At 70.3% G+C, this 13,185-nt stretch carries 9 protein-coding genes; 5 read left to right on the top strand and 4 right to left on the bottom strand.

From position 1 onward, the window contains the following. Positions 1-28 precede the first annotated feature (28 nt). From phoU to Y958_RS01220, 3 genes are all read right to left on the bottom strand, one after another. Entirely contained in the window at positions 29-793 is a 765-nt protein-coding gene (gene phoU, locus Y958_RS01210) for a phosphate signaling complex protein PhoU (protein ID WP_050898084.1), read from the bottom strand. Between the two features lie 240 nt (positions 794-1,033). Next, positions 1,034-2,542, bottom strand: coding sequence for an ATP-binding protein (locus Y958_RS01215; RefSeq protein WP_088870586.1), 1,509 nt, complete (start codon positions 2,540-2,542; stop codon positions 1,034-1,036). Between the two features lie 289 nt (positions 2,543-2,831). Continuing rightward, positions 2,832-5,117 carry an NADP-dependent malic enzyme gene (locus tag Y958_RS01220; RefSeq protein ID WP_088870587.1) on the bottom strand — a complete coding sequence of 762 codons (2,286 nt, stop codon included), beginning with the start codon at positions 5,115-5,117 and terminating at the stop codon, positions 2,832-2,834. 447 nt (positions 5,118-5,564) lie between these two features. Between Y958_RS01220 and Y958_RS01225 the strand changes: the two genes are divergently transcribed. The 3 genes from Y958_RS01225 to Y958_RS01235 are packed head-to-tail and all read left to right on the top strand — an operon-like array spanning position 5,565 to position 7,511. Then, on the top strand, positions 5,565-6,224 hold the full coding sequence (locus tag Y958_RS01225) for an RNA polymerase sigma factor (protein ID WP_088870588.1): 660 nt from the start codon (positions 5,565-5,567) through the stop codon (positions 6,222-6,224). Positions 6,225-6,234: 10 nt separating this feature from the next. Then, positions 6,235-6,795 (top strand): hypothetical protein, encoded by a 561-nt coding sequence (locus Y958_RS01230; protein WP_088870589.1) that lies wholly within the window; start codon positions 6,235-6,237, stop codon positions 6,793-6,795. Then, positions 6,792-7,511 (top strand): periplasmic heavy metal sensor, encoded by a 720-nt coding sequence (locus Y958_RS01235; protein WP_088870590.1) that lies wholly within the window; start codon positions 6,792-6,794, stop codon positions 7,509-7,511. The genes Y958_RS01230 and Y958_RS01235 overlap by 4 nt, the downstream gene beginning before the upstream one ends. Positions 7,512-7,553: 42 nt before the next feature. Here the strand turns inward: Y958_RS01235 and Y958_RS01240 are convergent, their stop codons facing one another. Further along, positions 7,554-9,809, bottom strand: a complete 2,256-nt coding sequence (locus tag Y958_RS01240) for an ATP-binding protein (RefSeq protein WP_088870591.1) — start codon at positions 9,807-9,809, stop codon at positions 7,554-7,556. A 789-nt stretch (positions 9,810-10,598) separates the two neighbouring features. On the opposite strand from Y958_RS01240, the gene Y958_RS01245 reads away from it, so the two are divergent. Next, positions 10,599-11,693, top strand: a complete 1,095-nt coding sequence (locus tag Y958_RS01245; protein WP_145727984.1) for a hypothetical protein — start codon at positions 10,599-10,601, stop codon at positions 11,691-11,693. Positions 11,694-11,731: 38 nt separating this feature from the next. Further along, the gene (locus Y958_RS01250; protein ID WP_145727983.1) at positions 11,732-13,129 is read left to right on the top strand and encodes a hypothetical protein; all 1,398 of its coding nucleotides are present in this window, start codon (positions 11,732-11,734) and stop codon (positions 13,127-13,129) included. Positions 13,130-13,185 lie beyond the last annotated feature (56 nt).

The raw sequence follows: 13,185 nt of genomic DNA on the forward strand, positions 1-13,185 counted from the left end.
CGGACGTGGAAGGCGCCCGGGAAAGGATTCACAGATCGTCCACGGCGTCGGCGCCGTGCAGGCCGCTGCCGTGCAGATCGACATCGGCCGTGGGGCCGACGAGGAAGCTGGACTGGTCATGCTTGGGCCGGTCGGAGGTCAGCGTCTGGCCCAGAACCAGGAAGTGGATGGTCTCCGCGATGTTGGTCGCGTGGTCGCCCGCCCGCTCAAGATTCTTGGCGATGAACAGCAGGTGGGTGCAAGGGGTGATGTTGCGCGGGTCTTCCATCATATAGGTCAGGACCTCGCGGAACAGGCTGGTGTACAGGTCGTCCAGCTCTTCATCCCGGTTCCAGGCGTCGATGGCCTTGCCCACGTCGCGATCGATATAGGCGTCCAGCACGTCCTTCAGCATGCTTTCCACCAGCTTGCCCATGCGCGGGATGGCGCTGACGGGCCGCACGGAGGGCAGTTTGGCCAGCGCCATGCTGCGCTTGGCGATGTTGGCGGCATAGTCGCCGGTGCGTTCCAGGTCGGCGGAAATCTTCAGGGCGGCCAGGATTTCGCGCAGGTCGCTGCCCACGGGCTGGCGCAGGGCCAGCATGCGCACGGCCTCCTGCTCGATGCCGCGTTCATAATCGTCCAGCTGATGGTCGGCCTGCATCACCCGGGCGGCCAAGTCCACGTCGCGGCGCACCACCGCCTGGACGGCGCCGTCCACCTGGGCCTCGGCCACGCCACCCATCTGGGTGATCAGGTTGGACAGGCGCTGCAGCTGCTGCTCGAACGACTTAACCGTATGCTCGGCCGGCATTTTCTTACCACCCCACCCCCGGCGGTCCTGGCCGGGGCATGAAAAACGGCGGCCGGCGGGACACATCGCCGGTCGGGCAGGGTGGACCATAGCGATAGGTCGCTATGGAATTGCTACAGATAAGCGACATTTTTATGACGGCGCGCCCGGCCAGGCCATTTCCTGAAAGCCACGCTGCCTCAGTGGCTTATCTCATACGGGGGTAGCGCTGCCACGGGCATGGCCGGCGCCGGCCCACCCTCAAGCGGCGCCCCGGCCGCCTTCCTGTGACAGATTCGGGGCAGATTGGGGTACGGGCTTTTCCGGCTTCTCCGCCGCCTTTTCCACGCCGGGCAGGTGCACGGTGAAGGTGCTGCCCTTGCCCACCTCGCTGTCGATGGTCAGGCGGCCGCGGTGGCGGTTCACGATGTGCTTCACGATGGCCAGGCCCAAGCCGGTGCCGCCCAAGGCGCGGCTGCGGGCGGCGTCCACGCGGTAGAAGCGTTCGGTCAGGCGGGGCAGATGGGTGCGGGCGATACCCTCGCCCTTGTCGGTCACCGACACCTTGATGCCGGCCACCTTTTGCGGCGCCTGACGGGCGCGGATGCCGGTGGCGCCCGGCGCCGGCGGCGCCTCCGCCCGTTCCAGCGACACCACCACGTCGGTCTGCTCGCGCCCGTACTTGATGGCGTTGTCGATCAGGTTCTGGAACACCTGGGTCAGCTGGTCCTCATCCCCCTGCACGCGTGGCAGATCCTCGCCCCCCTGGACGCGGATGGTGATCTTGCGCGCCGCCGCCTTCAGCTCCAGCATGGCGACCACGCTTTGCACCAGCTGGGCGACATTGGTTTCGCCGGTCGGGTGGGTGTGCTCATCCAGCTCGATGCGCGACAGGGACAGAAGGTCCATCACCAGGCGCGACATGCGGCCGGCCTGCTCCTGCATGATGGCCAGGAAGCGGTCGCGCGCGTCGGCATCGTCGCGGGCGGGCCCGCGCAGCGTCTCGATGAAGCCAACCAGGGTGGACAGCGGCGTGCGCAGCTCATGGCTGGCGTTGGCCACGAAGTCGGCCCGCATCTGTTCCGACCGCTTGATGGCGGTGATGTCATGCAGGGTGACGATGGCGGTGATCTCATGCTGTGGCGCGCCGTCCTCCGCCGCCGGGCGGAAGGGCGTCACCCGCACCTCCAGCACGCGCTCCACCGGCAGGGGCAGGGTGAATTCAACCCGCCGGCTGTCGCCGCCGGCCAGCACGGCGTCCACCGCGGCCAGGACATCGGGGTTGCGCACGCTGACCGCCAGGTCGCGGTTCAGCATGCGGTCGCCGAACAGGGCGCGGGCGGCGCTGTTGGCGCGGCCCACCTTGCGCTTGTCGTCCACCAGCATCAGCGGGTCGTGCAGCGCCTCCACCACCGCCTCGTCGGCGGCCAGGCGATGCTCGATCTCCTCCCGGTGGCGCAGCCAGTTCTGGTGCAGCTGGGCGATGTCCTCCAGCAGGGCGGCGCCGGTCAGGGTGCGCGCCTGGGGCGGGGGCAGGGGGGTGCGGCGGTCCCGCACCTGGTCCAGGTAGGCGGCAATCAGCCGGCTGTCGCGCAGCACCAGGTGGCGCGCGACGGCGGTGACGGCAGCCACCAGGGCGAAGGCCGCCAGCGCCAGCAGGATGTTGAGCCGCCCGGCGATCACCAATGCGCCCAGCAGCGCCGCCGTTGGCGCGAGCATCAGCACGGCGATGGCGACAAAACGATCGGGGCGCGTTTCCAAACGACTCATCTCCCAAACCCACCCATGCTGATTCCCATGACCCGGCCAAAACAGGCCAGGTCAAAAGTGCGCCTTCCCGTTCATTGCACCGAACATAGCGCAGGAATGGCGCGGGGAACCCACGTCATGGAAGTTTAATCCCGGGACCAGCCGTGGAGCTATCCCGCTTCATAAGAAAAGGCCACGGCCATCGGGAACTCCCCCGCCGGCCATGGCCCTTTTTTACTTAAGCCCCGCCGCCGGCCGTGGCCAGCGGCGCATGTATACTGGATACGCTTTTCCGTTCCGTCAGCCGCAATCAGCCTGCGGTTTGCAGGCTGTCGTGGGCCGCCATGACGGCGGCGGTCAGCAACTCGTTGGACGTGGCGCCCATCTGCACAATCTGCGCCGGCTTCTCCAGGTTGATCAGCAGGGGGCCGATCAGCGTGCCGCCGCCCATCTTCTGCAGCAGCTTGGCGCCGATGTTGGCGGTGTGCAGCGCCGGCATGATCAGCACGTTGGCCGGGCCGGACAGGCGACTGAACGGGTACAGGCGCTTCATCAGGTCGTGGTCCAGGGCCACGTCCACCGACATCTCGCCCTCATACTCGAAGTCGGCGCCCCGCTGGTCCATCAGGGCCACGGCGTCGCGCACATGCTGCGCCCGCTCCCGCATCGGCTGGCCGAAGTTGGAGAAGGACAGGAAGGCCACGCGGGGCTCATGCCCCATCTGGCGGGCCATGCGGGCCGCCCCCTCCGCGATGCAGACCAGCTGCTGGGCGGTCGGGCGCTCATGCACCGTGGTGTCGGCGATGAACACCGTCTGCTTGCGCAGCGCCAGCACCGACAGGCCGAAGGCTGGCGCGCCCTCGCGCGGGTCGATGACGTGGCCGATCTCCTCATACGAGGTGAAGAAGTCGCGGGTCAGGCCGGTGACCACGGCGTCGGCGTCACCCAGCGCCACCATGCAGGCGGCGAAGACGTTGCGGTGCTGGTTCACCAGGCGCTGGCAGTCCCGGTGCAGCATGCCCTTGCGCTGCAGGCGCGCGTACAGGAAGTCGGTGTAGCGCTGGTTTTCGGTGGATTGGTACAGGCGGGCGTTGCGCACCTCCAGCGGGGCGCTGCCCTGGGGCAGGCCTAGGGCGGCCATCTGTTCCGCCACCACCTTCTCGCGGCCGATCAGGATGGGCGTGCCGTAGCCGGCGGAGCGGAAGGCCAGGGCGGCGCGGATCGTCCGCTCTTCCTCACCCTCGGCGAACACGACGCGGCGGGGGGTGGCCTTCACCTTGTCGAAGATCTGCTGCAGGCTGTCGGCCGTAGGGTCCAGGCGCAGGCGCAGGGCGCGGCCGTAGGCTTCCATGTCCGTGATGGGGCGCTTGGCGACGCCGGTGTCCATGGCCGCCTGGGCCACGGCCGCCGGCACCTTCACGATCAGGCGCGGGTCGAAGGGCACGGGGATGATGTATTCCGGGCCATAGCGCAGGCGCCGGCCGGAATAGGCGGCGTCCACCTCATCCGGCACGTCCTCGCGCGCCAGCTCGGCCAGCGCGTTGACGGCGGCGATCTTCATGGCGTCGTTGATGGTGCTGGCCCGCACGTCCAGGGCGCCGCGGAAGATGTAGGGGAAGCCCAGGACGTTGTTCACCTGGTTGGGATAGTCGGACCGCCCGGTGGCGACGATGGCGTCGTCACGCACCGACTTCACCTCTTCCGGCGTGATTTCCGGATCGGGGTTGGCCATGGCGAAGATGATGGGCTTGGGCGCCATGGTGGCCACCATCTCGGCCGTCAGGGCCCCCTTGACCGACAGGCCCAGGAACACGTCTGCGCCCTTGACCGCCTCGGCCAGGGTGCGGGCGTCGGTGGTGATGGCGTGGGCCGACTTCCACTGGTTCATGCCGTTGGTGCGGCCCTGGTAGACGACGCCCTTGGTGTCGCACAGGGTCACGTTCTCATGCGGCACGCCCATGGACTTGATCAGTTCCACGCAGGCGATAGCGGCCGCACCGGCGCCGTTCACCACCAGGCGGGCGTCGGTCATGCTGCGGCCGGTCAGGTGCAGGGCGTTGATCAGGCCGGCGGCGGCGATGATGGCGGTGCCGTGCTGGTCGTCGTGGAAGACGGGGATGTCCATCAGTTCGCGCAGGCGCTGCTCGATGATGAAGCAGTCGGGCGCCTTGATGTCTTCCAGGTTGATGCCGCCGAAGCTGGGCCCCAGGTAGCGCACGGAATTGATGAATTCATCCACGTCGCGGGTGTCGACCTCCAGGTCGATGCCGTCGACGTCGGCAAAGCGTTTGAACAGGACGGCCTTGCCTTCCATGACCGGCTTGGAGGCCAGCGCTCCCAGGTCACCCAGGCCCAGCACGGCGGTGCCGTTGGAAATGACGGCCACCAGGTTGCCCTTGGCGGTGTAGTCGTAGGCCGTGGCCGGGTCCTCATGGATGCGCAAGCACGGCACCGCCACACCCGGCGAATAGGCCAGCGCCAGGTCGCGCTGGGTCGTCAGGGGCTTGGTCGGCGTGATCTCCAGCTTGCCCGGACGGCCGCTGGCATGCAGTTGCAGGGCCTCGGCGTCGGTGACGCGCTTCTCGGTATCAGCCATACGTTCTCTCTCCACCGCGTTTACGGGCTGGTCTTCGCCGGCCCTTTGATTGCCGGGCCGGTCGGTGCCGGCCCTTGTGATTATTGCGCGCGATGGTAGCTGAGCGATCCGGGCGGGGTCACGGGCAAATCCGCCCCCGACCTCTGTTCCGCGGGCGGGGCTGCAATCGCGGGAGGTCGGGGGCGGCGCCGGGATGCGTGCGGGGGCGCGCATCCGCATGGTCCCGCCCAATCGGGGCTGGCGGGGCCGGGCGTCGCGGGGGTGGCGGTTTGGGGCAGGACCGCCCCCGTGACATACCTTTTACGGCCGCCAACCTTGGATCCAGTCTGCGGCCCGCCTAGATTTTATTCGGCACCCTCGCCGACAGGGCATTGTCCATGGCCCGTATAAGGGGTCATGTATGCTCTTCGCGACATAGACGTCCCGGGTCACTCTTCAGGGGAACTGATGGACGAATCTGTCCAGCCGCAGCCGCGCGTGGGCACGGCTGCGGCTTCCACCGCCGCCCCGTATGCGGGCAACCCGGCCGGCACCTTGACGGGGCTGGGGCCGGAGCCGGGTGACGACGCCCTGCTGGCCCGCATCGCCCAGGGGGACCGGCAGGCCTTTGCCCTGCTGGCCGCCCGCCACGCGCCCAAGGCCATGAAACTGGCCCAGCGCGTCCTGGGCAACGCGGCCGACGCCGACGAGGTGGTGCAGGAGGCGATGCTGCGGGTGTGGACGGGGGCCAAGAACTGGATCCCCGACGGCCGCGCCCGCTTCTCCACCTGGCTGCACCGGGTGGTGGTGAATCTGTGTGTGGACCGGCGCCGGCGTCCCGCCTTCGCCGGCTTGGACGGAATACCGGAGCCGCCCGACCCGACGCCATCCGCGGTGAATGTGATGGCGCGGCAACAGACGGCCAAATTGGTGTCGCAGGCCTTGGCGGAGCTGCCGGAACGGCAGCGGTTGGCCGTCACGCTCTGCTATTACGAGGAGCGCAGCGCCGCCGACGCCGCGCAAATCCTGTCCCTGTCTGTTTCGGCGGTTGAGTCGCTGTTGGCCCGGGCCCGGCGCGCGTTGCGGGCGCGCCTGTCCGGTGTGGTTCAGGATACGGGTGAGGTCTAGGGGGTTGGTCATGGCTGACAGGGAATGGTCCACGGTGGACGTGGAGGATATCGCGGCGTTGACGGCCGTGTACGGCGGCAACCCCGCCCGCTGGCCGGCGGACCGCCGGGCCGCGGCGGTGCGCGCGCTGGCCATGGACGGTGCCGCGCATGAGCTGGTGGTGAACGAGGCGCGGCTGGACGCCCTCCTGTCCATGGTGGCGGAGCCGGAGATTTCCGCCGCCCGGGTGGACGGCGTGGTGGCCGGCGCCCTGGCGCGGCTGGACGCGGTGACTGCGCCGGCGGCCAAGGCCGCGCCGGGCAAGCTGGACACCTTCCTGCCCTCGCCCTTCGACCTGATGCGCACGGCCCTGTCGTGGCTCAGCGTGCGGGCGCCGCAGGCCGGGTGGTTGGCTGGCGCCACGGCGGCCGGTATCCTGGTGGGCGTCATGACCATGCCGTCCGCCACGCTGCCCGCCACGGAGACCACGACGGCCCAGGCCGGTGCGACGGTGGAGACGGCGCAGGCCGACGTCACGGACATGCCCAGCCTGCTGTTCACCTCCTACACCGTGGAGACCCACGCCCAATGAGTGTGTTTTCCAGCCGGTGGCGTGGGCCCCTGCTCATCGCGTCGGTCGGTGTGAACCTGTTCCTGGCCGGCACCTTCGTCCCCCATCTTCTACGGCACCATGAGGTGGGGCCGGAGCGCGGGCCGGCGCCGGGCCTGAACTACCGGCCGCGTCCGCTGTCCGACATCCTGCCGCCGGCGGACGCCGAGCTGCTGCAGAAGGCCATGGCGCCCGACCGCGCCGACTTCCAGGCGCTGGAGAAGCAGGCCCGGGAAAGCTGGGCCGAAATCCAACCCTTGCTGGCGGCCGACCCCTTCGACGCCCAGGCCTTCGCCGCCGCCTTGCGCAAGGTGGCGGACAGCCGCCGCGCCTTCGAGGCGTCGCGCCAGTCGGCCCTGGTCGAAGCCCTGTCGCGGATGTCGCCCGAAGGTCGCAGGAAGCTGTCAGAGATGAAGGCCCCCTTCATTCTGGGCGGTATGCACGGCCCCCGTCCGGACGGGCGCGGGCCGGACGGGCGCGGGCCTGATGGGCACGGTCCGGGCGGGCAGGGATGGCCGGACGGCCGCTTCGATCATCCGCCCTTCCCCGATGGCCCACCCCCGCCGCCCGATGAGGGCCCGGACGGGCCCGGCCCAACCGGCAGCCCAGCCGCGAATCCGGCGGTCACGCCGCACAACGATGGCGGTATTCCCCTGACGCCCCGGGCCCCCACCGCGACCCCGGTGACCCCGCACTGACAGGCACGGCCTTTGATCGCAACCGATCAAAGGCCGCCTTCGTCAGGCGACGGCGCTGTCCGTGGCGGGCGGCTGACCGCCCAGCCATTCGACTAGCCAGCGGCCCAGCATGTCCGCCGCCTCTTCCGCGTTTTCCCGCAGACGGGTGGCCAGGGCGCGTTGGATTTCGGGGTGGTCGTCGCGCAGGGCCTGCTGCGCCCGGCGGGCGTCGGCCGACAGTCCCGTCAGGCCCACGTTGGCGGCCACGCCATAGAGGGTGTGGGCGGCCTGGCCCGCGCCCGGCAGGTCGCCACCCGACACCTTCTCCAGGAAGCGTTCCGCCGTCTCCACTAGAGTGCGGGCGGTGATGGCGATGAATTCCGGCATGTCATGAGGTCCGATGGCCTGGGCGACGGTGTCCATCTGGCGCATGTCCAGCTGGGCCACGCCTTCCGTCGCCGTCTCCTCCGGCCATACCCGCGCGCCGCGCGCCATCCACGCCTGGTGCATGGCCTGGACCAGCGCCTCCGGCCGCAGGGGCTTGGTGACGAAGCCGTCCATGCCCGCCGCCAGGCAGCGGCCGCCGTCGGCGGCGTCGGTGTTGGCGGTGGTGGCCACCACCGGCACCTGGGCGCGCGTGGCGTCGGGCAGGGCGCGGATGCGGCGCGCGGCCTCCAGCCCGTCGATGCCCGGCAGTTGCATGTCCATCAGCACCAGATCGAAACGGCCGCGGGCCACCAGCCGGACGGCGGCGGCGCCGTCGGCGGCCACGGTGACCTTATGTCCCCGCGCCCGCAGCAGGGCGTCCAGCACCACCTGATTGGCGGTCACATCCTCCACCACCAGCACCGCCAGCGGCGGCAGGGCGATGGCGGCGGCCTGGGGGGCCATCGCGCCGGCGGCGGTGCGTGCCTCCGGTTCCGCCGTGGGGATGGTGAACCAAAAATGGCTGCCGTCCCCCGGCCGGCTGTGGAAGCCGATCTCCCCGCCCATGGCCTGGATCAGCTGTTTGGCGATGGCCAGGCCCAGGCCGCTGCCGCCGTAGCGGCGGGTGACCTCGGCGCTGGCCTGGCTGAAGGTCTCGAACAGGCGGCCCTGCGCCGCCTCCGGCACGCCGACGCCGGTGTCGGACACGATGATGCCGAACTGAAGCCGGCCATCGGCCAGGCGGTCGGCCGACGCGCTGATGCGCACCCAGCCCCGCTCGGTGAACTTGATGGCGTTGCCCACCAGGTTCAGCAGCACCTGACGCAGGCGCAAGGGGTCGCCCATCAGGCGTTCAGGGAAACCGGGACCCTTGCGGATTTGCAGGTCCAGGCCCTTTTCCGCGGCGCGGCCGGCCATCAGGTTGCGCACGCCGTCCAGCAGCGGGCCGGTGTCGAAGGCCGTCCGCTCGATCTCCAGCTTGCCGGCCTCCACCTTCGACAGGTCCAGCACGTCGTTCAAGATGGCCAGCAGGGATTCGCCGGATTCGTGCACCGTGCGGACATAGTCGCGCTGGCGCATCGACAGGCCCGTTTCCAGCAGCAGCTGGGTCAGGCCCAGGATGCCGGTCATGGGGGTGCGGATTTCATGGCTCAGCGTCGCCAGGAAGCCGGACTTGGCGCCGTTGGCTTGGTCGGCGGCGCGCTTGGCCGCCGTCAGGTCCAGCTGCAGTTCCAGCATGTGGCGCATGCGCAGGCAGGTCTGCCGCCCCATGCGGTAGAGGAACACGGGATAGAGCAGGCTGCTCAGAACCAGGGCCAGGCCCGGCGCGTCCGCATGGCCGCCGGCGTCGGGAGCTGCCAGGGCGGTGCCCGTCAGGACCAGCAGCGCCAGGGCGGGCGGCACCAGTTGCAGCCGCAGCACCAGCGGATGGGGGGCGGTGCCGCTGGTGCGCAGGGCCATGGCCGCCCCCAGCACCAGGATGAGGAAAAAGCGGCCGGCCATATGGTCGCCCGGCCAGGCGAACAGGGGCAGCAGGCTCCACACCACCGAGGGCAGCAGGCGGGCGGTGGTCAGCAGCCGCAGCCAGGGGCGGGAAACGGTCAGGCGGTCGGCCTGGGCCAGGAAACGATGAAGGGCCAGCTGCGACACGCCCACCGTTGCGACCGACAGCAGGGCCCAGGCGGCGACGGCGGGCCAGGGCGCCCAGGTGGCGGCACCGCCGGCCACCACCGCCGTCAGCACCGGCACCAGCCACGCGTCCTCGCGATGGTTCAGGGCCATCAGGATCAGCTGGCCCAGTTCGATCAGCTGCTCACGTGGCACGGATTCGGCGTGGCGGCCCAGGGCCTCCAGGGGGGCGGCACGGCGGCCGCCAGAGGGGGGATGCCCCATCAGCGGGCGGTCCCATCGCCGCAATCCCCGTTTCAAGCGCCGCACGTCCGGTTACCCCGTAGTCCGATCCGGATCGATCCGCCGGCTTTGGCGCCGGCGATTCCATTGCCAATCGGCCCACTGCCAATTGGTCCACTGCCACGTGGGGTGCGGGTGTCGACTTGATCCTTGATCCGGTGGCGGCCAGAACCCATCCCCGCGCGGGACTGTACGACGATGGTGGGAATCGGCCAATCATATTTGCGAATGGGACGCGCAATTATCGGCCAGATAAAATCCCTAAAATTTTAAAATTCAATCCGGTACCACTCTGCCCGCGACCCGAGGGATAAGTGGAATCCGGGTGTCGGATGGATCAATCCACGATTGCTGTCCCCCACTTGTCACGCCGGCGCGGAGAAATGGGATGAAGCTCGGCAGAAGACGCCTTTTTTCTTGCATTACAGGGCTCAAGAGCCCGAAGAATTCGCAGGGGATGGAAAATTGAATCGGCCTGACAGGCCGTGGTAACCATTAGTCCGTCGAGAACTTACGGCCGGTGCAAACCGTTTGCCGTGCCGGGACCCGCGGGGTCATAATCCGGTCTCTTGCAGGGGGCAGGGTGGCATGTTTCGGAAGGTGATGGGCTGGATCGCCGGCAAGGGGGATGATGCGTCCGCCTCGCCGGATGCTCTCCTTCCCACCAACGGGCCCGACGGCAACGGGCCCCAGGGGGAAACGTCCGGACGGGACGCGTCGCATGGACCCGGGGCGCCCGGCCAAGCGGGCACCCGGGCGGAGCCTGCGCGCATGGACATTGCTCGACCCGATGGGGGCCGATCCGACGGGGGCCGCAGCCCCGTCTTCTCCTCCCGCGCCGTGCGCGATGCCGCTGTCGTCACCTCCACCATTGAGACCATCCGCCGCTATGTCGCGGGCGAGGAACAGGCCGAGGGCCTGACCCGCAAGCTCCAGTCGCTGTCGACCGAGCAATTCGGCTTCCTGCAGATCAGCATCGACCCCGCCCTCACCGCCAAGGCCCTCGACCGGGTGGGGGAACCGCGCTCCGCCGCCGCCACGGTGCTGCGCCGCCTGCTGACCGATGTCAGCGATGGCGTCAGGGGGCCGAATGAAACCCCGGCCGCTTCCCCGGCGCCCGCATCGGTCCCCGTCGTCCGGACGGAGGCGGAAATGTCTCCGGCATCGGCGCCCATCGCCCCGCTGGCACCGCCCAGCGCCGCCGTGGGCACCGCCCCCCTGTCGGTCCCCGTCCAGCCGGCTCCGCCCCCCGCGGCTGCGGCTCAGCCCGCACCCGGGCCGCAGCCGTCACGCGCCGGGCCGCTGTTCACCAGCCTGGCCTCCAAGGGCCGCGACGCTTCGGCCGGCCAGGCGGAGATGCGGGCCGTGCCCACGCCCACCCCCCGCGTGCCGGGGGCCATGTCGCTCCGCGCCGCTCCACCCACACCCGTACGCCCGTCGGCCGTCGCCGGCCCCCTACCGGCCCATCCCCTGTCCACGCCCAGCCAGCCGGTGCCGCCCCGCGTCGCTGCCGCTGTCGTCACCGTGCCCGGGGCGATCCGCATGGCCTCCGCCCCTGCCACCGCGGCCCGGGTGACGCTGCATTCATTCACGTCGACGCCGGCCCAGCCCGCGCGGGCGGCACCCGTCCCGCCCGCGCCCCCGTCCCCGCCTCCGGCGCCCCCGGTGGCGGAGACGGCCGAGGCGTCGTCGCTGGTGACGCCGGTGGTGGTGCAGACCCCGCCCCAGGCCTCCTCCGACGCGCCGGTGCCGCCGCCCCAGCCGCCGGTGTCGCGGCGCCCGGCTGCGGCCGTGCCGCGTCTACCACGCGAACAGGCGGACAAGCGCCGCGCCCGTCTGCTAGAAGCCATTGCCGGCGATCTCTAGACGCCAGTCCCTTTTCCCCGATCCTCGTGAGCGATGCCATGACCGACGAGCACCGTGACGCCCCAGGCCCCGATGGCGACGCCGGTCCGGGCACCCATAGCCCGGCCGCCGATGCGCCCGCCGCCGATGCGCCGGCCGGTGATGCACCCATCGTGGACGCCGAGATCGTGACGCCGGCTGTGCAGGAAGGGCGCGCGCGGGAAGGGGAGATCGAAGAGGGCGTCGATCCCTTCGATTACGCCGAATCCATCGTCCGCGATCTGGCGCTGCACGTCGGCAGCCGGTTGCGCGATCTGCGTAACGATCTGACGGCCATGCATTCCGCCGTCGTTTCGCTGCCGGAAACGATGCGCATCAATGCCCTGGGCCAGTCCATCCAGGAACTGCGTGAACGCGTGGCCCACCTGACGGGGGTGGTCAGCCATCATGCCGGCCGTCCGGCGGAAGAGGCGGAGCGCCTGTCCCGGGGCATGGGCGAGCTGAAGCACACCCTGGATGATGTGACCCAGCGCGTGGGCGTCCTGGAAAATTGGCTCAGCCACGCCAAAGCAGTGAACGGCGTGCGCCTGCCCGACCTTCCCCCGGGCCCTCTGCCGGAACAGCTCAGTGGCCTGGTCGACCATCTGCATGAATCGCTGCTGCGCGTGGTCAACGCCGTGCGCACCACCCAGCTGGACGTGCGGGACCTGCGCGACCAGGTGAGGGGCGGCCTCCCCGCCCTGCCGCCGCCCACCGGTGGCGAGGCCAAGACCCCGGACACCGCCAGGGTGGCCGGCGACGCCGGCGCCGTCCAGGCCCTGGCCGGCCGGCTGGATGCGGTGGAGGAAAAGCTGCGCCGGGCGCCCGCATCAGCCCCGGCGGACCGGGCCGACGGCGGTACCGCCGGCCTCGCCTCCCTGGTGTTCGGCGCCTGGCCCAGCCTGATGCGCCCCACGGGGTCGGAGGCGCTGGCCCAGGCCGTGGCCTCGGTCCTGGATAGCGTGAAGCACATCCTGGGCGGCAGCGTGCAACTGCCGCGGACGCCGCAGGACGGCGGGCTGGTGGCCGTGGCCACGGGCCGGCACCGGGGCATGCCATTGGCCATCCTGGTGGGGGTTGAGGACCTGGTGGGCCGCCACTGGGTGCTGGGGGAGGAGGGCGACACCCTCAGCGACAGCGGCTTCCCCCGCGTCTCCACCCTGCGCGGCCTGATGAACGCGGCGGCCCTGGTGGAAAAGAGCCGGCCGGGCACTCTGGCCGTGTCCATCCTCATCTACGGCAACGGCGTCATCAGCCAGGCGCCGACCCGCGAGGCCCTGGCCAGCCTGGCCCAGGCCGCCGGCATCTCCGGGGCCGCCGGCCGCACCCTGCTGGTGGCGGCGGGCGACCTGACGGCGGCCGGCCTGCTACCCGTGTCGGACGTGGGCGGGGCCGTCAGCGACCTGCAGTTCGATTGATCCATTTCCGTTCCTGAGGCCATGAAAAAAGGGGCGCCACCCGGCCGGGTGGCGCC

The sequence above is a fragment of the Nitrospirillum viridazoti CBAmc genome (assembly GCF_000730165.1).
GTDB lineage: Bacteria > Pseudomonadota > Alphaproteobacteria > Azospirillales > Azospirillaceae > Nitrospirillum > Nitrospirillum viridazoti.

Bases quoted from the DNA above. Each gene is read 5' to 3' on its own strand.
- Y958_RS01240 (WP_088870591.1), bottom strand. From the start codon at position 9,809: ATGGGGCATCCCCCCTCTGGCGGCCGCCGTGCCGCCCCCCTGGAGGCC.
- Y958_RS01245 (WP_145727984.1), top strand. From the start codon at position 10,599: ATGGACATTGCTCGACCCGATGGGGGCCGATCCGACGGGGGCCGCAGC.
- Y958_RS01215 (WP_088870586.1), bottom strand. From the start codon at position 2,542: ATGAGTCGTTTGGAAACGCGCCCCGATCGTTTTGTCGCCATCGCCGTG.
- Y958_RS01250 (WP_145727983.1), top strand. From the start codon at position 11,732: ATGACCGACGAGCACCGTGACGCCCCAGGCCCCGATGGCGACGCCGGT.
- Y958_RS01225 (WP_088870588.1), top strand. From the start codon at position 5,565: ATGGACGAATCTGTCCAGCCGCAGCCGCGCGTGGGCACGGCTGCGGCT.
- Y958_RS01230 (WP_088870589.1), top strand. From the start codon at position 6,235: ATGGCTGACAGGGAATGGTCCACGGTGGACGTGGAGGATATCGCGGCG.
- Y958_RS01235 (WP_088870590.1), top strand. From the start codon at position 6,792: ATGAGTGTGTTTTCCAGCCGGTGGCGTGGGCCCCTGCTCATCGCGTCG.
- Y958_RS01220 (WP_088870587.1), bottom strand. From the start codon at position 5,117: ATGGCTGATACCGAGAAGCGCGTCACCGACGCCGAGGCCCTGCAACTG.
- phoU (WP_050898084.1), bottom strand. From the start codon at position 793: ATGCCGGCCGAGCATACGGTTAAGTCGTTCGAGCAGCAGCTGCAGCGC.